Genomic DNA, 26,167 nt, shown 5'->3' on the forward strand with positions numbered 1-26,167 from the left:
CGGGACGATGGCGAGCACTACCAAGGAGCTGTTCGATCGGCGCAAGCGGCGCACGCGGTTCCGTCTGCGCGCGCAGGCCAACGGCCGTCCGCGGCTGTCGGTGTTCCGGTCGAGCAAGCATATCCACGCACAGATCATCGACGATGCGCGCGGCGTGACGCTGGTCAGCGCGTCGTCGCTGGACAAGGCGCTGCGCGGCGGCATGGCCAAGGGCTCGGACAAGGCGGCGGCGGCCGCCGTCGGCAAGGCGCTGGCCGAGCGGGCGAAGGAAGCCGGCATCGGCACGGTGGTGTTCGACCGCGGCGGCTATGCCTTCCACGGCCGGGTCAAGGCGCTGGCCGACGCGGCGCGCGAGGGCGGGCTGGAGTTCTAGGCGGCAACGCAGGGTGCCGGCGCGGTCAACCGCGCCGGGCATGAGCGAACGGAAGCGAGACTGATGGCAAGAGCGAGAGAAGAACGCAGCCACGAGAGCGAACTGGTTGAGAAGCTGGTCAGCATCAACCGCGTCGCCAAGGTGGTGAAGGGCGGCCGGCGCTTCGGCTTCGCAGCCCTGGTGGTGGTCGGCGACGGCCGCGGCCGGGTCGGCCACGGCCACGGCAAGGCCCGCGAGGTGCCGGAAGCGATCCGCAAGGCGACCGAATCCGCCAAGCGCAACATGATCAAGGTGCCGCTGCGCGAGAGCCGCACGCTGCACCACGACGTGCAGGGCGTGTTCGGCGCCGGCCGCGTGGTGATGCGCTCGGCCCCGCCGGGAACCGGCATCATCGCCGGCGGCCCGATGCGCGCGGTGTTCGAGAGCCTGGGTATCCAGGACGTCGTCGCCAAGTCGCTCGGCACCTCGAACCCGTACAACATGATTCGCGCCACCTTCGCCGGGCTCACGCGGTCGGTGTCCCCGCGCCAGGTGGCGGCCAAGCGGTCGAAGAAGACCAGCGACATCCTCGGCCGGCGCGGCCGCGGCGATGCGCCGGCGGAGGCCGCGGCGGAAGCGCAGGAGCAGGCGAATGGCTAAGGCAGGTGCCAAGGCGGGGGGGCAGCAGGCCGCCGGTCGGATCAAGGTTACCCAGATCGGCAGCCCGATCCGCCGGCCGGCCGACCAGCGCGCGACGCTGGTCGGGCTGGGGCTGAACAAGATGCACCGCAGCCGCGTGCTGGAAGACACGCCGGCCGTGCGGGGCATGATCAACAAGGTACAGCACCTGATCAGGGTCGAGCCGGCGGAATAGCGCGCGGGCCGTTGCGGGGTGGACTAAGACGATGAAGCTCAATCAGCTTTCAGACAATCCGGGCGCGCATCGCCCGCGCAAGCGGGTCGGTCGCGGTATCGGCTCGGGCCTGGGCAAGACCTCCGGTCATGGCCAGAAGGGCCAGAAGTCGCGCAGCGGCGTGGCGATCAACGGCTACGAGGGCGGCCAGATGCCGATCCATCGGCGCCTGCCCAAGCGCGGTTTCACCAACTATCCGTTCCGGGTCACCTATGACGTGGTCAATCTCGGCCGCCTGCAGAAGGCGGTCGAGGCCGGCAAGCTGAAGGCCGGGGCCGACGTCGACGCCGACGCGCTGGTCGCGGCCGGCCTGTTGCGGCGCAAGCGCAACCCGGTGCGGCTGCTGGCCAAGGGCGAACTGTCGGCCAAGCTGACCATCCATGCCGCTGCGGCCTCCAAGGCCGCGATCGAGGCGGTGGAGAAGGCGGGCGGCTCGGTTGTGCTGTCGCCGGTGAAGCCGGCCGCGCCCGAAGCCGAGTAACGGCCCCCTTCCGCAGCGAGCAGGGATTCCTTACGCATGGCCTCAGCCGCCGAACAACTGGCCGCCAACTTCAACTTCTCCGCGCTGGGCAAGGCGACGGAGCTGAAGAAGCGGATCTGGTTCACGCTCGGCATCCTGATCGTCTACCGCCTCGGCACCTATATCCCGCTGCCGGGCGTGGATTCGGTCGTGCTGGCCGAGGTTTTCGCCCAGCAGCAGGGCGGCATCCTGGGCATGTTCGACATGTTCAGCGGCGGCGCGCTGGGCCGGATGAGCATCTTCGCGCTCAACATCATGCCCTACATCTCGGCTTCCATCATCATGCAGCTGATGATGGCGATGTCGCCGAAGCTCGGCGAGCTGAAGAAGGAGGGCGAGGCCGGCCGCAAGAAAATCAACCAGTACACCCGGTACGGCACGGTGGTGCTGGCCGTGCTGCAGGGCTACGGCATCGCCTCGTTCCTCGAAGGCATGCAGCTCAGCAACGGCCAGCTGGCGGTGACCGATCCCGGCTGGTTCTTCCGGCTGACGATCGTCACCACCATCGTCGGCGGCACCATGTTCCTGATGTGGCTGGGCGAGCAGATCACCTCGCGCGGCATCGGCAACGGCATCTCGCTGATCATCTTTGCAGGCATCGTGGCGGCCTTCCCGTCGTCGTTGGCCGCGTTGCTGGAGATGGGCTACACCAACGAGATCTCGCCGGTGATCGTGATCCTGATGCTGATCGTCGCGGTGGCGGTGGTCGCGTTCGTCGTGTTCATGGAACGCGCGCAGCGGCGGCTGCTGGTGCAGTATCCGAAACGCCAGGTCGGGCAGAAGATGTTTGGCGGCGAGCGCTCGCACCTGCCGCTGAAGCTGAACACCTCCGGCGTCATCCCGGCGATCTTCGCCAGCTCGATCCTGCTGTTGCCGACCACCATGCTGACCTTCGGCGGCGGCCAGGCGCAGGAAGGCTTCCTCGGCGACCTGTCGCTCTATCTCGGCCACGGCCAGCCGGTCTATCTGCTGCTCTATGCGGCGCTGATCGTGTTCTTCTGCTTCTTCTACACGTCGATCGTGTTCAACCCGGACGAGACGGCGGAGAACCTGCGCCGCTACGGCGGCTACATCCCCGGCTACAAGCCGGGCAAGAGCACGGCGCGGCACCTGGACTACGTGCTGACCCGACTGACCGTGATCGGTGCGGCCTATCTCACCCTGGTCTGCCTGCTGCCGGAGATCCTGATCTCGCAATATGCCGTGCCGTTCACCTTCGGCGGCACCAGCCTGCTGATCGTGGTCGTGGTCTCGCTCGACACCGTCGGCCAGATCCATTCGCACCTGCTGGCGCATCAGTATGAGGGGCTGGTGAAGAAGGCCAAGCTGCGCGGGCGCCGCGGATGAACATCATTCTGTTGGGACCGCCGGGTGCGGGCAAGGGCACCCAGGCCGGCCGGCTGCAGGCCGAGCGCGGCATGGTGCAGTTGTCGACCGGCGACATGCTGCGCGCCGCGGTCAAGGCGAACACGTTGCTGGGCCGGCGCGCCAAGGAGATCATGGACCGCGGCGACCTGGTGCCCGACGAGGTGATGGTGGCGATGATCGCCGAGCGGATCGACGAGCCGGACTGTGCCGGCGGCTTCATTCTCGACGGTTTCCCGCGCACGGTGGCCCAGGCCCAGGCGCTGGACGCGATGCTGAGCGCGAAGGGCCTCAAGCTCGACCGGGTGATCGAACTGCGGGTCGACGAGGAGGCGCTGATCGCGCGCATCGGCAACCGCGCCGCCGAGGCGGCGGCGGCGGGGCAGGCGACCCGTGCCGACGACGACGTCGCGGTGGCACGCCGCCGCTTCGAGGTGTACCGCGCGCAGACCGCGCCGATCCTGCCCTACTATCGCGACAAGGGCATGCTCCGCACGGTCGACGGCATGCAGGATATCGAGGGCGTCTATCGCGACATTGTCGCACTGCTGGACCGGGCCGATGGCGATTGACACGGGCTTGCGGGCCTGTATATTCGGCGGCCTTCACGCAACCGAAACAAGGCGGCGCGCGAGCGCGTGCGCGGGTTTTTGCATTCTGGGCCGCGCGGCGGCAGGCTGGGGAGAGTAACGGGTGGCGCGAATTTCCGGCGTCAATATTCCGACGCAGAAGCGGGTGCACATTGCACTGCGCTACATCTATGGCATCGGTCCGGCCAAGGCGAAGGAGATCTGCGACAAGGTGGGTCTGCCGGACGAGCGCCGGGTCCACGACCTGACCGAGGACGAGATCATCCGCATCCGCGAGGTGATCGACACCGACTACACGGTCGAAGGCGACCTGCGGCGCGAGACCGCGATGAACATCAAGCGGCTGATGGACCTGGGCTGCTATCGCGGCCTGCGGCACCGCAAGCAGCTGCCGGTGCGCGGCCAGCGCACCCACACCAACGCGCGCACACGCAAGGGGCGCGCCCGGGCAATCGCAGGCAAGAAGAAGTAGCGCGGTCGGGGACCGAGGGGTTCTGGACGGCGAACCGGCCGGTTTCGACCGCCGGGGGACAGGAGCAACGGGATGGCGAAAGCCACAGCGGCGCGGCCACGGCGGCGCGAAAGAAAGAACATCACGTCGGGTGTGGCCCACGTCAACGCGACGTTCAACAACACGATGATCACGATCACCGATGCCCAGGGCAACGCGATCTCGTGGTCGTCGGCAGGCAGCCAGGGTTTCAAGGGCTCGCGCAAGTCGACCCCCTATGCCGCGCAGACCGCCGCCGAGGATGCCGGTCGCAAGGCGCAGGAGCACGGCATGCGGACGCTGGAGGTCGAGGTCAAGGGCCCCGGCTCCGGCCGCGAATCCGCGCTCAGGGCGCTGCAGGCGGTGGGCTTCACCATCACCTCGATCCGCGACGTCACGCCGATCCCGCACAACGGATGCCGCGCGCGCAAGCGTCGCCGCGTCTGATTTCTTCGTTTCGCCGGCCTTCGACAGCCGGCCAGTCCGCCGGGTGGCGGGCGCTCCCGCAATAGCGGCATGCGGTGGTCAGAGTCCGCCGTGCCGTTTGCAGAAAGGCCTGATCGGTGCTCCAGAAGAATTGGACAGAGCTGAAGAAGCCGAACCGGCTGCAGATCGAAGCCAAGGGCGAGAACCGCAACGTCGCGGAGATCGAGGCGGAGCCGCTGGAGCGCGGCTTCGGCCTGACGCTGGGCAACGCCCTGCGCCGCGTGCTGCTGTCGTCGCTGCAGGGCGCCGCGGTGACCGCGGTCAAGATCGACGGCGTGCTGCACGAATTCTCGTCGATCCCGGGCGTCCGCGAGGATGTTACCGATATCATCCTGAACATCAAGTCGATGGGCCTGCGCATGCACGGCGAAGGCCCGAAACGGATGACGCTGATCGCCACCGGCCCGGGCGAGGTGACTGCCGGCGCGATCGAGTCCGGCCACGACATCGAGGTGCTGAACCCGAAGCACCACATCATGACCCTGGACGACGGTGCGCGGGTGTCGATGGAGCTGACGGTGGAGACCGGCAAGGGCTATGTGCCGGCGTCGGCGAGCCGGGCCGAGGACGCGCCGATCGGCCTGATCCCGGTCGACGCGCTGTTCAGCCCGGTCAAGCGCGTGTCTTACCGGGTCGAGAACGCCCGCGTCGGCCAGGTCACCGACTATGACAAGCTGGTGCTGACGCTGGAGACCAACGGTGCGGTGACGCCCGAGGATGCGGTGGCGCTGGCCGCGCGCATCCTGCAGGACCAGCTGCAGACGTTCATCAACTTCGAGGAGCCGCGCGCCGAGACCGCCCACGAGGAGGCCGAGGAGATTCCGTTCAACCGGAACCTGCTGCGCAAGGTCGACGAGCTGGAGCTGTCGGTCCGCTCGGCCAACTGCCTGAAGAACGACAACATCATCTACATCGGCGACCTGGTCCAGAAGACCGAGGCTGAGATGCTGCGGACGCCGAACTTCGGCCGCAAATCCCTGAACGAGATCAAGGAAGTGCTGGCCAACATGGGCCTGACCCTGGGCATGGAAATCCCCAGCTGGCCGCCGGAGAATATCGAGGATCTTGCCAAGCGCCTGGAGGAGCCGTTCTGATCGGCCGGTGCCGACGGAGCGGCAGAAAAGGCGCGGACGCTGAGCGCGCGCAGGGAGACGGACGATGCGTCACAGAATGGCCAACCGGAAGCTGGGCCGCACCCACAGCCACCGCCAGGCGATGCTGGCCAACATGGTCGCCTCGCTGGTGAAGCATGAGCAGATCACCACGACGCTGCCGAAGGCGCGCGAGCTGCGCCGGGTTGCCGACCGCATGATCACCCTGGGCAAACGCGGCGGCCTGCACGCACGCCGCCAGGCGCTGCGGGTGATCCCGGATGCGAAGCTGACCGACAAGCTGTTCACCACGCTGGCCGAGCGCTATGCCGCGCGCAACGGCGGCTACACGCGGGTGATGAAGGCGGGCTTCCGCTACGGCGACAACGCGCCGCTGGCAATCATCGAGCTGGTCGACCGCGACCCGGACGCCAAGGGCCAGGACTCCGGCCCGGTGAAGGCCGCGGAGGCGGAAGAGGACTGAACCGGCCGCACACCGGCCGGATTGACGATGCGGGGGCAGCCGGCGACGGCTGCCCTTTGCATTTGGCGGCCGGCGATGCTTTGGGTCGGCGCGGCAAATCGGCTAGATTTCGCCGCGGGCGTTGTACTCGATGGGGGAGATGACCGCGTGAACGGGCGGAACGGCGCCGGCGCGTGCCGGCTTGGACGATGGGTGAATGCGGCGGCGCTGGCCGCGCTGACGCTGGCCGGCGCGCAGGCGCTGGCGGCGGATATCGAATGGCCGCCGCGCGAGGGCGGCGCCGGCGCGGTCGTCGTGCCGGAGAGCATGGCGCAGATCCAGCTGTCGTTCTCGCCGCTGGTCGAACTGGCGACCCCGGCGGTGGTCAATATCTACACCAGTGTGCGCGTCGGCGGGGCCGCCGACGGCGAGCCCAGCACCCGGCTGCGCGACGACCCGTTCTTCGGCGGCTTCTTCGGCAGCGAGGACAGCGAACCGGCCGAGGAGGAGCCGCTGTCGCTCGGTTCCGGCGTGATCGTTTCGCCCGACGGCATCGTCGTCACCAACGACCACGTCGTCGACGGCGCCGACACCATCGTGGTGGCCTTGTCCGACCGCCGCGAGTTCGTCGCCGAGCTGCTCGGCACCGACCCGAGCACCGACCTGGCCGTGCTGCGCATCCGCGTGCCCGGCGGGCCGCTGACCTATCTCGAGCTCGGCGACTCCGACCGGGCCAAGGTCGGCGACATCGTGCTGGCGATCGGCAACCCGTTCGGCGTCGGCCAGACCGTGACCAGCGGCATCATCTCGGCGCTGGCCCGCACCGACATCGGCATTTCCGACTACGCGTTCTTCATCCAGACCGATGCCTCGATCAATCCCGGCAACTCCGGCGGCGCGCTGATCGCCATGGACGGCCGGCTGATCGGGATCAATTCCGAGATCATCACCACCTCGTCCGGCGGCTCGCACGGCATCGGGCTCGCGATCCCGGTCAACATGGTGCGCAGCGTGGTCGGCGCGCTGATCGCCGAAGGCATCGTCGCCCGGCCATGGCTGGGCGTGACCACCGAGGACGTGACCTCGGCGATGGCCAGCGCGGTGGGCCTGGCGCGCCCGTTCGGCGCGCTGGTCACCGGCGTCGCGCCGGACAGCCCAGCGGCGCTGGCCGGCCTGCAGGTCGGCGACGTGCTGATGTCGATCGACGGCAACGAGCTGGAGAACGGCGAGGCGCTGCGTTTCCGCATCGGCACCCACAAGGCCGACGACAAGGTCGACCTGGTCGCGATGCGCGACGGCACCGTGGTCCAGCTCAGCGCCGTGCTGGCCCTGCCGCCAAGCGTGACCGAGGTGGCGGAGGGCACGCCCCTGGACGGTCAGCATCCGCTGGCCGGCGCCGTCGTGGTGACGCTGACCGAGGCGCTGATGAACGAATATGATCTTGGTCATATGCGCGGCGGCGCGCTGGTGACCGGCGTCCAGCCCGGCTCGCCCGCCGCCCGCATCGGCCTGCATGAGGGCGACGTGGTGGTCGGCATCAACGGCCGCGAGGTGCAGTCGGTCGACATCCTGCTGCGCAACGTCGCCGAACCGCAGCCGGAATGGCAGATCGCCTTCGTGCGCGACGGCAAGCTGCTGACCGTCGGCATTCACGGCTAGCCGTCGCGGGGCTGCGGTGGCCACGCTGTTCGAGAGCCAGGCGCCGCGACCGCTGGCCGACCGGCTGCGCCCGCAGCGGCTGCCTGAGGTGGTCGGCCAGGACCACCTGCTCGGTCCTGACGGGCCGATCGGCCGCATGGTCAAGACCGGTCGGCTCAGCTCGATCGTGCTCTGGGGCCCGCCAGGCTGCGGCAAGACCACGATCGCCCGCCTGCTGGCCGATGCCACCGACATGGCCTTCGTCGCGCTGTCGGCGGTGTTCTCCGGCGTGGCCGACCTGCGCAAGGCGTTCGAGCAGGCGCGCGAGCGCCGGCTGGCTGGGCAGGGCACGCTGCTGTTCGTCGACGAGATCCATCGCTTCAACCGCGCCCAGCAGGATGGCTTCCTGCCCTATGTGGAGGACGGCACGGTCATCCTGGTCGGCGCCACCACCGAGAATCCGTCGTTCGAGCTCAATGCGGCGCTGATGTCGCGGATGCAGGTGCTGGTGCTGCATCGGCTGGGCGACGCCGCGCTGGAGAAGCTGCTGGTCCGCGCCGAGGAGCTGGAGGGCCGCGCGCTGCCGCTGGACGACGAGGCGCGGGCGGCCCTGCGCGCAATGGCCGACGGCGACGGCCGCTTCCTGCTCAACCTGGCCGAGGAGGTGTTCGCGTTGCCGGCCGACATCGGTACGGTCGACACCCAGCGGCTGGCGCAGCTTGTGCAGCGGCGCGCGCCGGTCTACGACAAGAAGCAGGACGGCCACTACAACCTGATCTCCGCCCTGCACAAGAGCCTGCGCGGCTCCGACGTCGATGCCGCGCTCTACTGGCTCGCCCGCATGCTGGAGGCCGGCGAGGACCCGCTCTACGTGGCCAGGCGCATGCTGCGCTTCGCCTACGAGGACGTCGGCATGGCCGACCCGCAGGCGGCAATCCAGGCGCTGAACGCCTGGGAGACCTACGAGCGGCTGGGCACGCCGGAGGGCGAGATCGCGCTGGTGCAGACCGCGATCTACCTGGCCACCGCGCCGAAATCGAACGCGGCCTACCGGGCGGAGAAGAACGCGCGGGCGGCGGCGCGCGAGACCGGCTCGCTGATGCCGCCCAAGCACATCCTCAACGCGCCGACGCGCCTGATGAAGAACCTGGGCTACGGCGCCGGCTACGACTACGACCACGACGCGCCCGATGCCTTCTCTGGCCAGAACTACTTCCCCGACGGCATGCGCCGGCGGCGGCTGTACGAGCCGGTCGAGCGCGGCTTCGAGCGCGAGGTGCTGAAGCGGCTGGCCTATTGGGAACGCCTGCGCCAGGACCGCCAGGCGGCGACGCCGGCCGAACCGGCCGAGGCGAAGCCGTGACCGCGCTGACCCTGGCGGCGGTGGCGGCCGGCGGTGCCGCCGGCGCGGTCGCGCGCTATCTGACGATGAGCGCGGTCGGCGCGCTGGTCGGCGTCGGCTTTCCCTACGGCACCCTGACGGTAAACGTTGTCGGTTCCTTCGTGCTCGGCGTGCTGGTCGAGCTCGGCGCGCAGATCTGGTCGCCGGCGCCGGAGCTGCGCGCAATGCTGGTGGTGGGGTTCCTCGGGGCCTTCACCACCTTCTCCACCTTCTCGCTGGATGTGATCGTGCTGATCGAGCGCAAGACCTACGGGCCGGCGGCCGCCTATGTGGCGGCCTCGGTCGTGCTCTCCGTCGCCGCCCTGTTCGCCGGCATGCGCCTGATGCGGGGGCTGCTGGGATGAGCGGTGTCGCCTCGCACACCGTGACGGCCGAAGATGCCGACGTCCGGCTCGACCGCTGGTTCCGCCGCCTGGCGCCGCAGCTCAGCCACGGTCGCCTGGAAAAGCTGCTGCGCACCGGCCAGGTGCGCGTCGACGGCAAGCGCGCCAAGGCGAGCCAACGGCTGCAGGCGGGCCAGGTGGTGCGCGTCCCGCCGCTGGGCGAACCGGCAACCGCCGACGCGCCGGCCCGGCCGCAGCCGGCGCTGACGGCGGCCGAGATCGCCGAGGTGCGCGGCTGGGTGCTGCATCGCGACGCCGACGTGATCGCCATCGCCAAGCCGGCCGGGCTTGCGGTGCAGGGCGGTACCGGCACGACCCGCCATCTCGACGCGATGCTGGAGGCGCTGCAATTCGACGCCGCCGAGCGGCCGCGGCTGGTCCACCGGCTCGACAAGGACACCAGCGGCGTGCTGCTGCTGGCGCGGTCGGCGCCCGCTGCCCGTGCGCTGACCGCGTCGTTCCGCGCTCGCGACGCCGAGAAGCTGTACTGGGCGATCGTCGTCCGCGGCCCGGACCGCGAGGTGGGAACCATCGACCTGGCCTTGCGCAAGAAGACGGGCCGCGCCGGTGAGCAGATGGAGGTCGATCCGGAAGGCGGGCAGCGCGCGATCACCGACATGCGGGTCGTCGACAGGGCAGGCAAGCGTGCGGCCTGGCTGGCCCTGTGGCCGCGCACCGGCCGCACCCACCAGCTGCGCGTGCATTGCGCGGCGGTCGGCGCGCCGATCCTGGGCGATGGCAAATACGGCGGCGCCGACGCCTTCATCACCGGCGCTGACATCGCCCACCGCCTGCACCTGCACGCGCGCCGCATCGACATCGCCCATCCGGCAGGCGGCCGGCTGGCGGTGACCGCCCCGCTGCCGGAGGATCTGCGGGTGACCTGGCAGTTCTTCGGCTTCGACGAGGCCGATTTCGACCGGATGGAAGTCGATGACGACTGACGGCGCGCCGCGGCTGGCCCTGTTCGACTGCGACGGCACGCTGGTCGACAGCCAGCGCACGATCATCCAGTCGATGGGCGGCGCTTTCGCCGCAATCGGGCGGGTGGCGCCGGACGAGGAGCGGATTCGCCGCGTCGTCGGCCTGCGGCTGGACATGGCGATCGCCAAGCTGGCCGGCGGGCTGCCAGGCTCGGAACTGGACGCGGCGGTGGACGGCTATCGCGAGACGTTCCTGCGGCTGCATGCCGACCCGGACCATGCCGAGCCGCTCTATGACGGGGCACTGGCCGCGCTCGACGTGCTGGCGGCGGCCGGCTGGCTGCTCGGTATCGCCACCGGCAAGTCGCGCAGCGGACTGGTCTCGACGCTCGACCGCCACGGCCTGCGCGGCCGGTTCGTGACGCTGCAGACCGCCGACGACGCGGCCGGCAAGCCCTCGCCGGAGATGGTCTACCGGGCGCTGGACGAAACCGGCGTGGCGGTGTCGCGGACCGTGGTGATCGGCGACACCGGCTTTGACATCGCCATGGCCGCCAACGCGGGCGCGCGGTCGCTGGGGGTCGCCTGGGGCTATCACCCGCCAGAGGAGCTGGCCGAGGCCGGAGCCGCCGGCGTCGCCCGGCGGTTCAGCGAGGTGCCGGGGCTGCTCGATGCCCTGGTGGCGCGGTGAAACGGTTCTTCAAGCAGGCGGGTTGCCGGCGCACCGAGGCCGGCTGGGCTGTCGAGCTGGACGGCCGGCCGGTGCGCACGCCGGGCCGGCGTGCGCTGTGCCTGCCGCGTCAGGCCCTGGCCGAGGCGCTGTGTGCCGAATGGAACGCGCAGGGCGAGAAGATCGACATGCGCGCGATGCCGCTGAACCGCATCGCCAACGCCGCCATCGACCTGGTTCCGGATCGCCGCGACGAGGTGATCGACCAGATCGTGCGCTATGGCGCGACCGATCTGTTGTGCTACCGGACGGCCGAGCAGCCGGAGCTGGCGGCGCGCCAGCAGGCGACCTGGCAGCCGGTGCTCGACTGGCTGATGCGTCAGCACGACGCGCCGCTGGCCGTTACCGACGCGGTGACGCCGGTCGGCCAGCCGGAGGCCTCGCTGGCGGCGATCCGCGCGGCGCTGAGGCCGCGGGACGATTTCGCGCTGGCGGCGATTTCCAACCTCACCGCGGTGCTGGGTTCGGTGGCATTGGCCCTCGCCGTGGTCGACCGTGCGGTGACGTCGGATGCGGCCTGGGCGGCGTCGATCCTCGACGAGACCCACCAGGCGCGGCTGTGGGGCGAGGACGCCGAGGCTGCGGGCGCGCGGGCGGCGCGGCGGGCCGACTTCGACGTGGCGGTGCGGATGCTTGCGCTGCTGGCGGCGGCCGACGATGACTGACCGGCAGGCGTGGCTGCTGCGGATCGCCGGCCGCGTCCAGGGCGTCGGCTTTCGCGCCTGGATCGTGCGCGAGGCGGTGCGCCGCGAACTCGACGGCTGGGTGCGCAACCGTCGCGACGGCACGGTCGAGGCGCTGTTCGCCGGGCCGGCGGCGGCGGTCGCGGCGATGATCGAAGCTTGCCGCCGCGGTCCGATCGGCGCGAGGGTCGACCGGGTCGAGACCGGCGAGCCGGCGGCGGCGGATGTGCCGGCGCGCGGGCGGGGCTTCGCGCAGCGGCCGACGGAGTAGGCGATGGCGGGGAACGGGATGCGTCTGGCAGCGGTGCGGGTGTTCGTCAGCGACATCGCCGGCGCGGTCGATTTCTATCGCGACCAGCTGGGCCTGCAGCCGGAAGCGGTGTCGCTCGACGACGGCTATGCCGTTTTTCCGCTGGCGAACGGCGCCGACCTGATCGTCGAGGCCGACGCGCCGGAGGAGGACGGCGAGGAGGGGCTGGTCGGCCGCTTCGTCGGCGCGTCGCTGGCGGTGGACGACATCGAGGAGGCGTATCAGTCGCTGAGCGAGCAGGGCGTGCGCTTTGCCGACCCGCCCGAGCGCCAGCCGTGGGGCGGCTGGCTGGCCCACTTCATGGACCCCGACGACAACGTGCTGTCGCTGGTCCAGCTGCCTGAGGCCGATCCGGCGGTGTAGGCCGCGGTCTCAGCCGCGGCGCAGCGCCGCCGTCGCGGCGGTGGCCAGGAACAGCATCGTCGCCACCACGACGATCGACGGGCCGGCCGGGGTGTCGAGCTGCAGCGACGCGATCAGGCCGAGCACGGCGGCGCTGGCGCCGATGCCCGCGGCGGCAATCGCCATCTGTTCCGGCGTGCGTGCCAGCGGCCGGGCCGCGGCCGCCGGAATGATCAGCATGGCAGTGATCAGCAGGATACCGACCATCTGCATCGCCAGCGCGACCACGATGGCGATCAGCAGCATGAACAGCAGCTCGATCGGGGCCGGCGCGGTGCCTTCCGCCGCGGCGAGGTCGCGGTCGATGGTGATCGCCAGCAGCCGCCGCCAGGCCAGCGCCAGCACCGCCAGCACGCCGGCGCCGCCCGCCCATATCGTCGCCAGTGCGGCGTCGTCGACCGCCAGGATGTCGCCGAACAGATAGCCGATCAGGTCGAGACGGATGCCGCCGGTGACGCCGATGACGACCAGGCCGATCGCCAGCGCGGCATGGGCGAGGATGCCGAGCAGGGTGTCGGTGGCGAAGGTCTCCGCCCGCTGCAGGCCGTAGAGTGCCAGCGCCACCAGGATCGCGGCGATGGCGACCCCGACGGTCAGATCGATCCCGGCGACCACGCCGAGCGCGACGCCGAGCAGGGCCGAATGGGCCATGGTGTCGCCGAAATAGGCCATGCGCCGCCAGACCACGAAACAGCCCAGCGGGCAGGCGACAACGGCGACGCCGACCGCTGCGGCCAGCGCGCGCACGAAGAAATCGTCAAACATGCTCGTGGTCGTGCTTGTGCGCGTAGACCGCGATGGCATCGACCGCGCGCGGACCGAACAGGGCGCGGTATTCCGGCGAGCCGCTGACGTCATGGGCGCTGCCGGTGCAGCAGACATGGCCGTTGAGGCAGACCACGCGGTCGGTGGCGGCCATGACGATGTGCAGGTCGTGCGAGACCATCAGCACGCCGCAGCCGGTGCGCGCGCGGGTGTCGGCGATCAGCTGGTAGAGCGCCGCCTCGCCGGCATAGTCGACGCCCTGGACCGGCTCATCGAGGACCAGCAGCGCCGGCTTGCGCATCATCGCGCGGGCCAGCAGCACCCGCTGCAGCTCGCCGCCCGACAGCCGCTGCACCGGGCGGTCGAGGGTGTGGGCGACCCCGGTCGCCTCCAGCGCTTGCCGCAGCTCGGCACCGTCGTGGCGCGACGTCGCCGTCATCATCCGGCGCACGGTCAGCGGCAAGGTCGGGTCGATGCGCAGCCGTTGCGGCACGTAGCCGACGGTCAGGCCCGGCCGGCGGACGACGGTGCCGCGATGGATGTGCGCGACCCCGAGCAGTGCGCGGACCAGCGTGGTCTTGCCGCCGCCGTTGGGCCCGATCAGGGTGACGATCTCGCCGCTGGCGACCGCGATGTCGACATTGCGCAGGACCCAGTGGTCCTGCGCGCGCACGCCCAGCCCCTCGGCGCGAATCAGCGGCTCGCCGGCCCGCATCGGGCCCATCCCGGGCGCCATGGCGTCCATTACGAGCCCGCGGCGCAGTTGGGGCAGATGCCCGCGATCTCGACCGTCGGCGCGGTCACCTTGAAGCCGGCATCGCCCGCCGCGTGCACGATGGCGCGCTCCACGGTCTCGTCGGCCATCTCCGCCACGGTGCCGCAGTCCCGGCAGATCAGGAACTGCGCGCCGTGCGGCCGATCGGGGGTCCAGCAGCTGACGAAGGCGTTGATGCTGGCCAGCCGGTGGACCAGCCCCTGCTCCTGCAGGAACTCCAGCGCGCGATAGACCTGCGCCGGCGCCGGCCGGCGTTCGCCCCAGTCGAGGCGGTCCATGATCTCATAGGCGCCGCGCGGCGCGTGGTCCTCCAGCAGCAGCCTCAGCACGGCGCGGCGCTGGTCGGTCAGACGCACGCCGCGTGCCGCGCACAGCGCCTCTGCCGCTCCGAGCGCCTGGTCGATGCAATGCCGGTGGTCGTGATCGGGCTGCGGGAACCCGTGGCCATCGGTCTCAGCCTTCTGTCTTGCCATGTCCGATGAGATAACATAACAATGCATGGCTTTCCAGATATGTGATAACATCACACTCAATCGGGATCGGGGGGATCGGCGGTGCGGAAGTGGCTTCTGGCGGCGGCTGTCGGTGCAGGTTCGACGATGGCGACGGGTGCGGCGGCGGAGGGACCGGCCGTCGTGACCAGCATCCTGCCGCTGCACGGCCTGGTCGCCGGCGTGATGAACGGCGTCGGCTCGCCGACCCTGCTGGTGGAGGATGGCGGCTCGCCGCATGGCTATGCCCTGCGCCCGTCGCAGGCGCGGACGCTGGCCGAGGCCGACGCCGTCTTCTGGATCGGCAGCGGCATGGAGGGGTTCCTGACCGAGCCGCTGGCGGCACTGGCCGGCGACGCCGCCGTGCTGGCGATGACGGACGCGCCCGGCATCGTGCCGCTGCCGGTGCGCGAAGGCGGGCTGTGGGAGGCGCACGATCATGCCGCCGGTGAGGAAGACGGCGATGCGCATGGCGAAGGCGATCATGGCGATGCGGCGCACGACGAAGACGGCGAAGAACTGATCGACCACCACCTGTGGCTCGACCCCGACAATGCGATCGCGATGGTCGCGGCCGTCGCTGACACCCTCGGCGCGATCGACCCGGCCAATGCCGAGGCATACGCCGCCAACGCCGAAGCGCTGCAGTTGCGGATCGGCGCCCTCGACGCCGCACTCGCCGCGCGCTTCGCCTCCCTCCGCGACCGGCCCTATGTGGTCTTCCACGACGCCTTCCAGTATCTTGAGGCGCATTACGGGCTCTCGCCGGTGGGCTCGGTGACGGTCAGCCCGGAGGCGCCGGTCAGTGCGGCGCGGCTGGCTGAGATCGAGGCGCGGATCCGCGCCACCGGCGCGGTCTGCGTGTTCGCCGAGCCGCAGTTCCGGCCGGCGCTGATCGAGACCATCGTCGCCGACACCGGCGTGCGTGCCGGCACGCTCGACCCGCTGGGCGTGGCCGGCGGCGACGCGCAGGAGGATTATTTCGCGCTGATGAACGGACTGGCCGACAGTCTCGCCGGCTGCCTCGGCGGGTAGCTCAGGCGGGCACGGTCGGTGCGCCGAACACCGCCTCGAACGCCTCGCGCAGGGCAAGGTCGGCGTCGGTCATGGTCACCGGCAGGCCGAGATCGACCAGCGAGGTGACGCCATAGGGCGACTCGGCACCGGCTTCGATGCCGCACGGGACGATGCCGCGGAAGTGGCTCAGGTCCGGGTCGACATTGAGCGCGATGCCGTGGAAGCTGACCCACTTGCGCACGCGCACGCCGATCGCCGCGACCTTGTCCTCGCGACCGCCGCCGCGGGCGACCCAGATGCCGACACGGCCGTCGCGCCGCTCGCCGCGCAGGTTGAAGCGCGACAGCGCCTCGATCAGCCACTGCTCCAGGTCATGCACGAAGCAGCGGATGTCGCGGCCGCGCCGGTCGAGGTCGAGCATGACATAGGCCACCCGCTGGCCGGGGCCGTGATAGGTGTACTGGCCGCCACGGCCGGTCTGGTAGACCGGGAACCGGTCGGGCCATAGCAGGTCCTCGCGCCGGGCGCTGGTGCCGCCGGTGTAGAGCGCCGGGTGCTCGAGCAGCCAGACCAGCTCCGCCGCGGTGCCGGCGCGGATCGCGGCGACCCGGGCCTCCATCGCGGCAAGCGCATCGGGATAGGCCACCGGCCGCTCCGCGATCCGCCATTCCACCGGCGCCGCGGGCCGGTCGCGAAGCCGGCAGATTTCCAGGGCTTGGCTTGCGCTGGTCAGCGCCATTTGCTATCTCCGCACGGCACATGGCGTGCGAACGGGCGCCTGGGCGGTCGTGGCGGAATTGGTAGACGCGCAGCGTTGAGGTCGCTGTGGGGGAAACCCCGTGGAAGTTCGAGTCTTCTCGACCGCACCATCTGAACTAGCTTTGCTATGTCGGGCCCGTGGGCTTCACCACGGGCCTTGTTTTGTACCAGGTTCGGACCCGAGGCAAGCCAATGGCCGAAGCCGCGCGGCAAGACCCGATCCAGGCCCCGGAGACCGAAGAGGCTGAAGACCTCTATGGCCTGACCGACGAGGTCACCCGCGCGATCGTCGAGGCGATCGACACCAAGCGCTTCGACGAGGTCGCCCGCCTCACCGCCGAGCTGCATGCCGCCGACGTCGCCGACCTGATCGAGCGGCTGGGCGGCGAGCGGCGCGAACTGCTGATCAAGGCGATCGGCCCGTCGCTGCTGCCCGAGACCCTCAGCCACCTCGACTATCAGGTCCGCGAGGAACTGGTCGACCTGTTGCCGGCGTCGGAGATCGCGGCGGCGCTGGCCGAGCTCGACACCGACGACGCGCTCGAGATCATCGAGGATCTCGACACCGCCCAGCAGCGCGAGGTGCTGGCCGAGCTGCCGGCGCCCGACCGCGCGCTGGTCGAGCAGGGCCTGACCTATCCCGAGGAGTCGGCCGGCCGGCTGATGCAGCGCGCCTTCGTGATGGTGCCGCAGTTCTGGACCGTCGGCGAGACCATCGATCACCTGCGCGACAGCAAGGACGACGAGAGCCTGCCGGACGAGTTCTACGACCTGTTCGTCGTCGACCCGAAGATGCAGCTGGTCGGCGCGGTGGCGCTGAGCCGGATCATGCGCAGCCGGCGCAAGGTGAAAATCGCCGAGCTGATGAAGGAGGACATCAAGCGCATCCCGGTCGACATGGACCAGGAGGAGGTGGCGTTCCTGTTCCGCCAGTACGGTCTGGTCGACGCGCCGGTGATCGACGCCGACGGGCGTCTGCTGGGCATGATCACGGTGGACGACATCGTGCACGTGGTCGGCGAGGAGGCCGAGGAGGACATGCTGAAGCTGGCCGGCGTGCAGGAGTCCGACGTGTTCTCCGCCGTGCTCAACACGACTCGGTCGCGCTTCACCTGGCTGTTCATCAACCTGCTGACCGCGATCGCGGCCTCGGTGGTGATCGGGCTGTTCGAGGATGCCATCGCCGCGGTGGTGGCGCTGGCCGTGCTGATGCCGATCGTCGCCTCGATGGGCGGCAATGCCGGGACCCAGACCCTGACCGTGGCGGTGCGCGCGCTCGCCACCCGCGAGCTGTCGCCCTCCAACGCCTGGCGGGTAATCTTCAAGGAGGTGATGGTCGGGCTGATCAACGGGCTCAGCTTCGCGCTGATCATGGGCGCGATCGCATTCTTCTGGTTCTCGTCGTGGCAGATCGGCGCGGTGATCGGCGCAGCGATGGTGCTGAACCTGCTGGCCGCCGCCTTCTTCGGCGCGTTCATTCCGCTGGGGCTGGAACGGCTGGGCGTCGACCCGGCGGTCGCCTCGAGCGTGTTCCTGACCACCGTCACCGACATCGTCGGGTTCCTGGCGTTCCTCGGCCTGGCCACGGTGTTCCTGCTGTGAGCGACGGCATCGTCATCCGCGACGGCCGCGACGCCGACAGCGACGCGGTGATCGCGCTGGTCGACCTGTGCTGGTCGGCCTATCCCGGCGTGATCCTCGACGTCGACCTGGAAGAGCCCGGCCTGCGCCACCCGGCCAGCCATTTCCGCGCCAAGGACGGCAGGTTCTGGACGGCCTGGCGCGGCGCGGCGCTGCACGGCATCGTCGGCTACGCCTTCGATCCCGCCACCGCCACGGTCGAGCTGCACAAGCTCTACGTCCATCCGGACGCCCGCCGCGGCGGGCTCGGCCGGCGGCTGACCGCGCTGGTGGAGGCGGCGGCGCGCGACCGCGGCGCCGCCCGGATCGAGCTGTGGTCCGACACCCGCTTCGAGACCGCGCACCGGTTCTACCGCGGCCTCGGCTACACCCGGACCGGCCGCACCCGCGACCTGCACGACCTGTCGAACACGACGGAGTTCCACTTCGAGAAGCGGCTGGGCCCGTAGCCGACCTCTCCACCCGCGAGCTTGTCCCACGCCGGTTGTGCCGGCACCGCCATTGCCACCAGCCGCAAGCCGGCGCGGCGATCCAGGCTGGGCGCAGGTGCGGCTGTGCGGTTGCCCTGGATTGCCGCGGCGCTGCGCGCCTCGCAACGACGGCGGGTGGGGCAGCGGGCGGCGCGAGGTCCTCGTTGTCCGCGCGGCAGGCCGGTAGCGCCATGCCCCTCCGTCATCGCGGGCCGCCGGGTCAGAGTGCGCTGAGGTCCAGCGTGCAGTCCTGCCAGCTGCCGCCCTCGGCGTTGGATTTGACGGCGGCGGTGACGAACTTGATGCCGCGGGCGCCGTCCTCGACGGTCGGGAACGCGACGTGGCCGGCAGGCAGGGTGCGGCCGTCGCGGCGCGCGGCGATGGCGACGGCGAACTCGGCATAGAGATTGGCCCAGGCCTCGAACCAGCCCTCGGCATAGCCGCGGGGCAGGGTGACGTAGCGCTGGGTCGAATCCGCCATGCTGCCGCCGACACCGCGGGTGATGATCTGCTCGGCCTCGCCCAGGCGGGTGTAGCGCAGCTTCTCAGATTCGCTCTGCAGCCATTCCAGCCGGCCGTCGTCGCCATAGATGCGCAGGTGCAGCCCGCCGCGCTCGCCGGCCGCGACCTGGGTTACGTTCAGCGTGCCGGGCACGCCGCCGGCGAAGCGCACGTGCATGAATGCGGTGTCCTCCATCGGCTTCGGCCGGCTGCAGGTGTGGAACTCGGCCCGCACCTGTTGCATCTCCAGGCCGCTGACGAAGGTGGACAGGTGCCACGCATGGGTGCCGATGTCGGCCGCGGTGCTGGCCGCGCCGGACTGGGCCGGGTCGATGCGCCAGGAAAACTGCTTGGTTTCCTCGGCGCCGGGGAAGGCAAGGAACTCGTCGAAATAGGCAACGTGGATCTGGCGGATGCGACCGACAGCGCCGGCGGCGACCATGTCGCGCATCTGGCGGACCATGGCGTTGGCGGCGAAGGCATGGGTGACGCCGAACACCACCCCGGCCTTGCGCACCCGGCGGACGAGGTCGATGGCGTCGTCCAGCGTCGTGGTCAGCGGCTTGTCGCAGATGACGTCGTAACCGGCGTCGAGGAAGGTGCAGCACATCGCATGGTGCTTGTCGTTCGGGGTGACGACGCAGACCGCGTCGATGCCGTCCGGCCGCTGCTTCTCCTTCGCTGCCATCTCGCGATAGTCGGTGTAGATGCGATCCTCGGCCAGGTGCCAGGCCCGGCCGGATTCGACGGCCACCTCGGGCCGGGCCGACAATGCGCCGGCGACCACTTCCCAGCGGTTGGTGATGCGGGCACCGGTGGCCTGGATCGTGCCGATCATGGCGCCCTTGCCGCCGCCGACGAAGCCGAGCCGCAGGCGCCGACCCCAGGTCTCGAAGCCGGCCTGGTTGGCGATGTTGTCGCCGCTCATGGTTTCCCTCCCCGATGAGTATGGTTTCGTTCGTTCTAATCGTTTCGGACGCCGGTGGAAACGGGCCGACGGGGACGTCCCGGCCCCGGCCGTCAGCGCTGCCTGGCGAAACGGGGCGGCAGGACGATGCCGGCGCGCTGGCGGACGGCGTCGGCGCGCTCTGCGGCCTCGGCCAGGACGGCGGCCTCGTCGAAGGTGGCGATGGCGCCGTCCCGCAGCACCCAGCGCCCGTCGATCATCACCGAGCGGACATTGGCGGCGTGCATGGCGCTAACCAGCCCGGCGACCGGGTCGTGCAGCGGCAGCGTGCCGGCGCTGCGCGGGTCGATCAGCACGAGGTCGGCCTTCTTGCCGGCGGCGAGGCTGCCGATCTGGTCGTCCCAGGCCAATGCGCGGGCGCCGTTGACGGTCGCCATCTCCAGGATGGTCTCCGCCGGCATCACGGTCGGGTCGAGCCAGCGGCCCTTGTGGATCAGCCCGGCGAGCCACATCTCGTCGATCAGGTCCATGCGGTTGTTCGATGGGGCGCCGTCGGTGCCCAGCGTTACGCACAGGCCCTTGGCGACCATCTCCGGCACCGGGGCGAAGCCGAGCACGCGCATGGCCGCGGCCGGGTTGTGGCTGACCTTGACGTCGTGCAGCACGAACAAGTCGATGTCGCGCGGGGTCAGCCAGACCGTGTGCACCGCCAGCAGGTCGGGTCCGAGCGCGTCGAGCCGCGCCATGTGGGCGACCGGGGTCTCGCCGAAGCGGGCCTCGACGAAGCGGACCTCGTCGATCACCTCGGCCAGGTGCATGTTGATGCCGGTGCCGTGCGCGCGCGCCAGTGCCACGGTGCCGCGCACCAGTTCGTCGGAACAGTTGAACAGGGTGCGCAGGCCGAACCAGTGGCGGATCCGGCCGTCGGCGGCGCCCTGCCAGCGCCGGTGCTGCTGCAACTGGCGGTCAAGGCATTCCCGGGTCGGCAGCACCCAGCGCTCGGGCAGGCCCTCGCCGGAATCCATCGTCGACTGGCACAGCACGGCGCGCAGGCCGGCCTGCTCGACGGCGCTGCCCATGGCGTCGACATGCTGGCCGCCGGCCTCGCAGAAGGTGGTGACGCCGGAGCGCACCAGCTCGGCCATGCACAGCAGCGACGAGATCAGCTGGTCGTCGTGGGTCAGGCTGCTCTCATAGGGCCAGATGCGGTCGTGCAGCCAGGTCAACAGGTCGACGTCGTCGCCCAGCCCGCGGCCGAGCTGCTGCGACAGGTGGACATGTGTGTTGACCAGGCCCGGGATCAGGATGTGGCCGGACGCGTCGATCCGCACGGCATCGGCGGCGGCAAGGCCGGGCTCGCCCGGCGCACCGACCGCCGCGATGCGGTCGCCGTCGACCAGCACCGTGCCCGGGTCGAGCACCCGGCGCCGGTCGTCCATCGTGACGACCAGCGCATTCTCGATCAGGGTACGGGCCATGCCCGGCTAGTTCGGCAGCCGGTCGTCGACGCCCTCGACGTACCAGTCCATCCCCAGCAGCATGCCGTCATCGGCCACGGCGCCGGCCGCGATGCGGACGGTGCCGTCCTGGTCGGCCACCGGCCCGGCGAAGGGATGTGCGGTGCCGGCGGCGATCGCGGCGCGCCTGTCCTCGATCAGCGCGCGCGCGTCGTCGGGGACCCCGGCGTGCAGCGGGGCGAGCTCGATCATGCCGCGGTCGAAGCCGCCCCAGACGTTGGCCGACTGCCAGGTGCCGTCGATCACGGCACGGGCCGTTTCCTCGTAGAAGCCGGCCCAGTTGTAGACGACCGAGGTCAGGTGGGCGTCCGGGCCGTAGCTGGATCGGTCGGAGCCGACCGAGATCGACCAGACGCCGGCTTCCTGGGCCGCGATGGTCGGCGCCGGCGAGTCGGTGAACTGCGAGATCACGTCTGCGCCCTGGGCGATCAGTGCCTGGGCCGCCTCGGTTTCCTTGCCCGGGTCGTACCAGGACGAGATCCAGATCACCTTGACCGTCGCCTCGGGGTTGACCGAGCGCATGCCGAGGGTGAACGCGTTGATGCCGCGGATGACCTCGGGGATCGGGAAGGAGGCGATGAAGCCGGCGACGCCGCTCTGGCTGACGCTGCCCGCGGCGATGCCGGACAGGTAACGCGCCTCGTAGGCGCGGGCATGGTAGACGCCCATGTTGTCGAGCAGTGTGTAGCCGGTGGCGTGCTCGAACACCGCGTCGGGATAGCTCGCCGCCACCTCGGCCATCGGGTTCATGAACCCGAACGAGGTGGCGAACACGAGGCCGGCGCCGTTCTCGACCATCTGGCGCATGACACGGGCCGCGTCGCCCTCGGCCACGCTTTCCACGTAGCTGGTCTCCACCGCGTCGCCCAGCGCCGCCTCCAGCGCCAGCCGGCCCTGGTCGTGCTGGTAGGTCCATCCGCCGTCGCCGATCGGGCTGTTGTAGACGAAGCCGATCTTCAGCGGCTCGGCGAAGGCGGTGGTCGCGGTCGCGACCGCCGCGGCGGCCAGCCCGGCCGCCAGCGTCCTGTGCATCATCCTCTCCCCCAGTTCCCTTGCGCGCCAGGCGAGCGGCACGCGCCAACCGATGCTAGCGGCGCCGAAAACCGCTGTCGATCAGATCAGGCCAAGCGCGCGCAGTTCGCGCGCCATCTCCTCCGGCGGCGCTTCGCCGACCCAGTCGGCGGCATCGGGCGGGCGCCGGTCCGGCTTCAGATAGCGCCAGCCCTGGAACGGCCGCATCGGCCAGGCCTCGGTCGGGACATGGCGGTTCTCCAGGCCGATCAGGCACAGGGGCTGGCCGTCGTCGCGGGTGGTGCGCTCGAAGCCGGTGATCCGCTGCCGGCAGGCGATCGCCCCCTGGATCACCCAGTAGAGCGAACCGCCGGACGCGAGAATCTCGTCGGCCAGCTTCGGCGTGTTGCGGGTGCCGTGGAAGATGCGGAACGCGCCGCGGTCCGGCGAGGTCTCGGCCCAGCGGGCGGCGTGATAGGCCTTCAGGTCGGCAATGCCCTCGGCGCCGACGCACAGCTTGACGAGATCAACCATAAGATGAGATCAAGGCAATAGTGGTCTGTTTATGAACATTTTATTCGATGACCACCCGTTGGCTGTATCGTCGATGCGGAGGCTGCCGACGCTTCGGATCCGCATGCCGGTGTTAGTCGGAAGCCGGCGCGATGACAACCAGCAGATCGCCGCGCGCGACCTGGTCGCCGACGGCGCAGCCGACGGTCTCGACCACGCCGTCGCGGTCGGCGGCCAGCGCGTGCAGGGTCTTCATCGCTTCCAGCGCCAGCAGGGGCGCGCCGGCCGCGACCGCGGCGCCGGGCCGGACGTGAACCGCCTGGACGCGGCCGGGCAGCGGCGCACGGATGCGGCCGTCGCCGGCGGCGGCATCGCTGCCGGCACGCGGGGCAGGACGTGACACGACGTGCCGGGCGCCGCCGGTCAGCACCGCCAGCGCGTTGTCGTGCGGCAGCACATGGCCGGCAATCGCACGGCCGTTGCACACCAGCCGAAGCAGGCCGCCGTCATCGCGGTCTTCGCGCAGGTCGAGGTCGATGCCATCGCCGCGCAGCGCCAGGCCCCGTGGGCGGTAGGCGACGGCGAGGTCGGCGGCCGCGGCGCCGTCGACCGCAAGCGTCAGCGCGGCCGTGCCACGGCCGGACACGCGCCAGCCGTCGCGTCGCGACCAGGGGTCGCCGTCGCCCGACGACGGCCGCAGCAGGTGCCAGGCGGCGAGGGCCAGCGCGTCGGCGCGACGGTCCGGCAGACCGGCGAGCAGCGCGGGCAGGGCGCGCTCTAGCCAGCCGATGTCGACCGGTCCGGCCCGCAGTGCCGGGTCGCCGGCAATGGCGGCGAGCAGGCCGAGGTTGCTGGCTCCGGGACCGACCGCGGTGTCGCGCAGCGCCGAGGCGAGGCCGCGCCAGGCATCGGTGCGGTCGAGGCCGTGCACCACCAGCTTGGCCAGCAGCGAGTCATAGGCGCCCGGCACGCTGTCGCCGGCCTCGTAGCCGGTGTCGACACGGACACCGCCGTGCGGCCAGGCGGCGAGCGCGAGCGGGCCGGGATCCGGCGCGAAACCGCGGGCCGGGTCTTCGGCGATGACGCGCGCTTCGACGGCGTGGCCGTTGACCGCGATCTCGTGTTGCCGACACGGCAGCGGCGCGCCGGCGGCGACCGTCAACTGCCAGGCGACCAGGTCGATGCCGGTAACCGCCTCGGTGACCGGATGCTCCACCTGAAGTCTGGTGTTCATCTCCATGAAATAGAACGAATTATCTGGCGACAACAGAAACTCGACCGTGCCGGCGCCGCGGTAGTCGACGGCGCGGGCGCAGGTCACCGCGGCCTCGGCCATGGCGGCGCGGACCGGCGCGGCGATGGCCGGCGCCGGCGCCTCCTCGACCAGCTTCTGTCGGCGTCGCTGGATCGAGCAGTCGCGGTCGTGCAGGTGGACGACGTTGCCGTGGCGGTCGGCGACGATCTGGACCTCGACGTGACGGGCGCCGGCGACGAAGCGTTCCAGCAGCAGCCGGCCGTCGCCGAAGGCGGCCTGGGCCTCGGCGCGGGCCTGGCGCAGGGCGTCGGCGAGGTCCTGCAGCGATTCGACCAGGCGAATGCCACGCCCGCCGCCGCCGGCCGTCGCCTTGACCAGCAGCGGGAAGCCGATCGCGGTCGCGCCAGCGGCGAAGCCGGTCTCGGACTGGTCGTTGCCGTCATAGCCCGGCGTGACCGGCACGCCGGCCGCGGCCATGCGCATCCGCGCGGCGTCCTTCGATCCCATCGCCCGCATCGCCGCGGCCGGCGGCCCGACGAAGACGATGTCGGCGGCGGCGCAGGCCTCGGCGAAACCCGCATTCTCGGCCAGGAAGCCGTAGCCGGGGTGGATCGCCCCGGCGCCGGCAACGCGGGCAGCGGCCAGGATGCGGGCGGGGTCGAGGTAGCTCTCGCCCGGCGCGGCGGGACCGATGTGCACCGCCTCGTCGCAGCGGCGGACGTGGCGGGCGCCGGCATCGGCGTCGCTGAACACGGCGATCGTGCGCAGCCCCATCCTGCGTGCCGTGTCGGCGATGCGGCAGGCGATCTCGCCCCTGTTCGCGATCAGCAGGCTGTCGAACGGCCGGGCCGGCGGCTCAGCCACGATCGCCGCCATGCGGTCCGGAGCCGCGGTTGCGGGCGTAGTTGAGGATTTCCGACACGCCGATCAGCACCAGCACCGCGCCCAGCACCACCTGCAGCGACACGATCAGGCGCGCGCTGTCGCTGGCCGGCACGATGTCGCCGTAGCCCACGGTCGACAGCGTCACCACCGAGAAATACAGGCATTCGGCGAAGGTCATGTCGCGGGCGACGCCGTCGATGCGGAAGTGCGAGGCCAGCGAGTAGCGATCGATCAGCCGGTAGAGCGCGGCGAACACGATCACGTTGAACATGTAGAAGGTGATGAAGGCGAAGGCCGGCGCGGTGACGAAGGTCAGCCCGCGCCAGAAGGATTCGAAGATCAGCCCGGTGTCGATCAGGAACACCGCGATATCGCGGGCCAGCCAGGCCGCGATCGCGGCGATCCCGGTCATCGCCGCCAACATCGCCGCGGCATGCAGGAGCGGAGCCATCGCCACCGTGTTGGTGAAGAAGGTGGCGACGCCGATCAGCGCGATCGGGCTCAGCCAGCGCCAGAACTTCGGCACCTGGCGCCCGCCGACCGCCTGGCGGTTGCGGATCGTCGTCTCGATGTCGGCGCGATGGACCCAGGTGCCGCCGATGAAGCCGATCACCGGCATCGGCATGCCGATCATCAAGGCCCAGTCGGGCACGTCGGCGAAGTTGGCCGACACGAAGAAGACGAACAGGCAGGCATAGATCACCAGCCCGTTGGTCATCGCCAGGTTGAACAGCCGACTGTGCGGTACCAGCCGGTAGATGACCGCATAGCCGGCGAGGATGGTGGCGAAGATGACGATGCTGAGCTGATGGCCGGCGACCTCGCCGGTCGCCAGGGTGATCAGGATGGCGAAGGTCGCAGTGGCGACGTGGCTGGTGATCCAGTGATCGCGCAGGTTGATGGCCACCGCCCCGGCCCG

Annotated in this window: 31 protein-coding genes and 1 tRNA gene; 22 read left to right on the top strand and 10 right to left on the bottom strand. The window is 70.6% G+C overall.

All coding sequences use genetic code 11. The features are described 5' to 3' along the window. Positions 1-7 precede the first annotated feature (7 nt). The 18 genes from rplR (at position 8) to R3F55_06195 (ending at position 12,702) form a co-directional block, all read left to right on the top strand. Complete coding sequence (rplR, locus tag R3F55_06110; GenBank protein ID MEZ5666995.1) at positions 8-373, top strand: 50S ribosomal protein L18; 366 nt, start codon at positions 8-10, stop codon at positions 371-373. Between the two features lie 63 nt (positions 374-436). Beyond that, a complete protein-coding gene (gene rpsE, locus R3F55_06115; GenBank protein ID MEZ5666996.1) occupies positions 437-1,012 on the top strand; it encodes a 30S ribosomal protein S5 in 576 nt (191 codons plus the stop codon). After that, on the top strand, positions 1,005-1,226 hold the full coding sequence (rpmD, locus tag R3F55_06120; GenBank protein MEZ5666997.1) for a 50S ribosomal protein L30: 222 nt from the start codon (positions 1,005-1,007) through the stop codon (positions 1,224-1,226). The genes rpsE and rpmD overlap by 8 nt, the downstream gene beginning before the upstream one ends. A gap of 31 nt (positions 1,227-1,257) precedes the next feature. Continuing rightward, on the top strand, positions 1,258-1,746 hold the full coding sequence (gene rplO / locus R3F55_06125) for a 50S ribosomal protein L15 (protein MEZ5666998.1): 489 nt from the start codon (positions 1,258-1,260) through the stop codon (positions 1,744-1,746). Positions 1,747-1,782: 36 nt separating this feature from the next. After that, a complete protein-coding gene (secY, locus tag R3F55_06130; GenBank protein ID MEZ5666999.1) occupies positions 1,783-3,132 on the top strand; it encodes a preprotein translocase subunit SecY in 1,350 nt (449 codons plus the stop codon). Further along, on the top strand, positions 3,129-3,722 hold the full coding sequence (locus R3F55_06135; GenBank protein MEZ5667000.1) for an adenylate kinase: 594 nt from the start codon (positions 3,129-3,131) through the stop codon (positions 3,720-3,722). Before secY ends, R3F55_06135 begins: the two co-directional genes overlap by 4 nt. 121 nt (positions 3,723-3,843) lie before the next feature. Beyond that, complete coding sequence (gene rpsM / locus R3F55_06140; GenBank protein MEZ5667001.1) at positions 3,844-4,212, top strand: 30S ribosomal protein S13; 369 nt, start codon at positions 3,844-3,846, stop codon at positions 4,210-4,212. 72 nt (positions 4,213-4,284) lie between these two features. Further along, complete coding sequence (gene rpsK, locus R3F55_06145) at positions 4,285-4,677, top strand: 30S ribosomal protein S11 (protein MEZ5667002.1); 393 nt, start codon at positions 4,285-4,287, stop codon at positions 4,675-4,677. A gap of 116 nt (positions 4,678-4,793) precedes the next feature. Further along, the gene (locus R3F55_06150) at positions 4,794-5,810 is read left to right on the top strand and encodes a DNA-directed RNA polymerase subunit alpha (GenBank protein MEZ5667003.1); all 1,017 of its coding nucleotides are present in this window, start codon (positions 4,794-4,796) and stop codon (positions 5,808-5,810) included. 64 nt (positions 5,811-5,874) lie between these two features. Further along, entirely contained in the window at positions 5,875-6,291 is a 417-nt protein-coding gene (gene rplQ, locus R3F55_06155) for a 50S ribosomal protein L17 (GenBank protein ID MEZ5667004.1), read from the top strand. 147 nt (positions 6,292-6,438) lie between these two features. Beyond that, positions 6,439-7,929 carry a trypsin-like peptidase domain-containing protein gene (locus R3F55_06160; GenBank protein ID MEZ5667005.1) on the top strand — a complete coding sequence of 497 codons (1,491 nt, stop codon included), beginning with the start codon at positions 6,439-6,441 and terminating at the stop codon, positions 7,927-7,929. 16 nt (positions 7,930-7,945) lie between these two features. Beyond that, positions 7,946-9,271 carry a replication-associated recombination protein A gene (locus R3F55_06165; GenBank protein ID MEZ5667006.1) on the top strand — a complete coding sequence of 442 codons (1,326 nt, stop codon included), beginning with the start codon at positions 7,946-7,948 and terminating at the stop codon, positions 9,269-9,271. Beyond that, positions 9,268-9,654 carry a fluoride efflux transporter CrcB gene (gene crcB / locus R3F55_06170; protein ID MEZ5667007.1) on the top strand — a complete coding sequence of 129 codons (387 nt, stop codon included), beginning with the start codon at positions 9,268-9,270 and terminating at the stop codon, positions 9,652-9,654. Before R3F55_06165 ends, crcB begins: the two co-directional genes overlap by 4 nt. Continuing rightward, complete coding sequence (locus R3F55_06175; GenBank protein MEZ5667008.1) at positions 9,651-10,637, top strand: RluA family pseudouridine synthase; 987 nt, start codon at positions 9,651-9,653, stop codon at positions 10,635-10,637. The genes crcB and R3F55_06175 overlap by 4 nt, the downstream gene beginning before the upstream one ends. Next, complete coding sequence (locus R3F55_06180; GenBank protein MEZ5667009.1) at positions 10,627-11,307, top strand: HAD-IA family hydrolase; 681 nt, start codon at positions 10,627-10,629, stop codon at positions 11,305-11,307. The genes R3F55_06175 and R3F55_06180 overlap by 11 nt, the downstream gene beginning before the upstream one ends. Beyond that, positions 11,304-12,011 (top strand): ATP12 family protein, encoded by a 708-nt coding sequence (locus tag R3F55_06185; protein ID MEZ5667010.1) that lies wholly within the window; start codon positions 11,304-11,306, stop codon positions 12,009-12,011. Before R3F55_06180 ends, R3F55_06185 begins: the two co-directional genes overlap by 4 nt. Next, positions 12,004-12,300: an acylphosphatase gene (locus R3F55_06190; protein MEZ5667011.1), complete on the top strand. Its 297-nt coding sequence runs from the start codon at positions 12,004-12,006 to the stop codon at positions 12,298-12,300. The genes R3F55_06185 and R3F55_06190 overlap by 8 nt, the downstream gene beginning before the upstream one ends. 3 nt (positions 12,301-12,303) lie before the next feature. Further along, positions 12,304-12,702 carry a VOC family protein gene (locus tag R3F55_06195; GenBank protein ID MEZ5667012.1) on the top strand — a complete coding sequence of 133 codons (399 nt, stop codon included), beginning with the start codon at positions 12,304-12,306 and terminating at the stop codon, positions 12,700-12,702. 9 nt (positions 12,703-12,711) lie between these two features. Here R3F55_06195 and R3F55_06200 read toward each other — a convergent pair whose 3' ends face one another. Genes R3F55_06200 through R3F55_06210 form a run of 3 tightly spaced genes read right to left on the bottom strand, consistent with a single transcriptional unit; the run spans position 12,712 to position 14,754 of the window. Next, a complete protein-coding gene (locus R3F55_06200) occupies positions 12,712-13,506 on the bottom strand; it encodes a metal ABC transporter permease (GenBank protein ID MEZ5667013.1) in 795 nt (264 codons plus the stop codon). After that, positions 13,499-14,221: a metal ABC transporter ATP-binding protein gene (locus tag R3F55_06205; protein MEZ5667014.1), complete on the bottom strand. Its 723-nt coding sequence runs from the start codon at positions 14,219-14,221 to the stop codon at positions 13,499-13,501. Before R3F55_06205 ends, R3F55_06200 begins: the two co-directional genes overlap by 8 nt. Before the next feature lie 29 nt (positions 14,222-14,250). Beyond that, positions 14,251-14,754, bottom strand: coding sequence for a Fur family transcriptional regulator (locus tag R3F55_06210; GenBank protein ID MEZ5667015.1), 504 nt, complete (start codon positions 14,752-14,754; stop codon positions 14,251-14,253). A gap of 162 nt (positions 14,755-14,916) precedes the next feature. Here R3F55_06210 and R3F55_06215 point away from each other — a divergent pair, with 162 nt between their 5' ends. Then, positions 14,917-15,807 (top strand): zinc ABC transporter substrate-binding protein, encoded by an 891-nt coding sequence (locus R3F55_06215; GenBank protein MEZ5667016.1) that lies wholly within the window; start codon positions 14,917-14,919, stop codon positions 15,805-15,807. A gap of 1 nt (position 15,808) precedes the next feature. Here the strand turns inward: R3F55_06215 and lipB are convergent, their stop codons facing one another. After that, the gene (lipB, locus tag R3F55_06220) at positions 15,809-16,528 is read right to left on the bottom strand and encodes a lipoyl(octanoyl) transferase LipB (protein MEZ5667017.1); all 720 of its coding nucleotides are present in this window, start codon (positions 16,526-16,528) and stop codon (positions 15,809-15,811) included. A 43-nt stretch (positions 16,529-16,571) separates the two neighbouring features. On the opposite strand from lipB, the gene R3F55_06225 reads away from it, so the two are divergent. The 3 genes from R3F55_06225 to R3F55_06235 all read left to right on the top strand — a co-directional run bounded on the left by R3F55_06225 (position 16,572) and on the right by R3F55_06235 (position 18,638). After that, positions 16,572-16,658 (top strand) — tRNA-Leu (locus R3F55_06225). 82 nt (positions 16,659-16,740) lie between these two features. Then, on the top strand, positions 16,741-18,150 hold the full coding sequence (mgtE, locus tag R3F55_06230) for a magnesium transporter (protein MEZ5667018.1): 1,410 nt from the start codon (positions 16,741-16,743) through the stop codon (positions 18,148-18,150). Further along, positions 18,147-18,638: a GNAT family N-acetyltransferase gene (locus R3F55_06235; GenBank protein ID MEZ5667019.1), complete on the top strand. Its 492-nt coding sequence runs from the start codon at positions 18,147-18,149 to the stop codon at positions 18,636-18,638. The genes mgtE and R3F55_06235 overlap by 4 nt, the downstream gene beginning before the upstream one ends. A 241-nt stretch (positions 18,639-18,879) precedes the next feature. Here R3F55_06235 and R3F55_06240 read toward each other — a convergent pair whose 3' ends face one another. The 6 genes from R3F55_06240 to R3F55_06265 all read right to left on the bottom strand — a co-directional run bounded on the left by R3F55_06240 (position 18,880) and on the right by R3F55_06265 (position 26,155). Then, on the bottom strand, positions 18,880-20,088 hold the full coding sequence (locus R3F55_06240; GenBank protein ID MEZ5667020.1) for a Gfo/Idh/MocA family oxidoreductase: 1,209 nt from the start codon (positions 20,086-20,088) through the stop codon (positions 18,880-18,882). A gap of 92 nt (positions 20,089-20,180) precedes the next feature. Next, positions 20,181-21,545 carry an amidohydrolase gene (locus R3F55_06245; protein ID MEZ5667021.1) on the bottom strand — a complete coding sequence of 455 codons (1,365 nt, stop codon included), beginning with the start codon at positions 21,543-21,545 and terminating at the stop codon, positions 20,181-20,183. Between the two features lie 6 nt (positions 21,546-21,551). Continuing rightward, complete coding sequence (locus tag R3F55_06250) at positions 21,552-22,616, bottom strand: BMP family ABC transporter substrate-binding protein (GenBank protein ID MEZ5667022.1); 1,065 nt, start codon at positions 22,614-22,616, stop codon at positions 21,552-21,554. An 81-nt stretch (positions 22,617-22,697) separates the two neighbouring features. Then, on the bottom strand, positions 22,698-23,129 hold the full coding sequence (locus R3F55_06255; protein ID MEZ5667023.1) for a DUF1489 domain-containing protein: 432 nt from the start codon (positions 23,127-23,129) through the stop codon (positions 22,698-22,700). Positions 23,130-23,241: 112 nt separating this feature from the next. Beyond that, positions 23,242-25,227 (bottom strand): biotin carboxylase N-terminal domain-containing protein, encoded by a 1,986-nt coding sequence (locus R3F55_06260; protein MEZ5667024.1) that lies wholly within the window; start codon positions 25,225-25,227, stop codon positions 23,242-23,244. Next, the gene (locus tag R3F55_06265) at positions 25,220-26,155 is read right to left on the bottom strand and encodes a potassium channel family protein (GenBank protein MEZ5667025.1); all 936 of its coding nucleotides are present in this window, start codon (positions 26,153-26,155) and stop codon (positions 25,220-25,222) included. Before R3F55_06265 ends, R3F55_06260 begins: the two co-directional genes overlap by 8 nt. Between the last annotated feature and the right edge of the window lie 12 nt (positions 26,156-26,167).

This window comes from Alphaproteobacteria bacterium, from assembly GCA_041396705.1.
In the GTDB taxonomy this organism is placed as follows: Bacteria; Pseudomonadota; Alphaproteobacteria; order CALKHQ01; family CALKHQ01; genus CALKHQ01.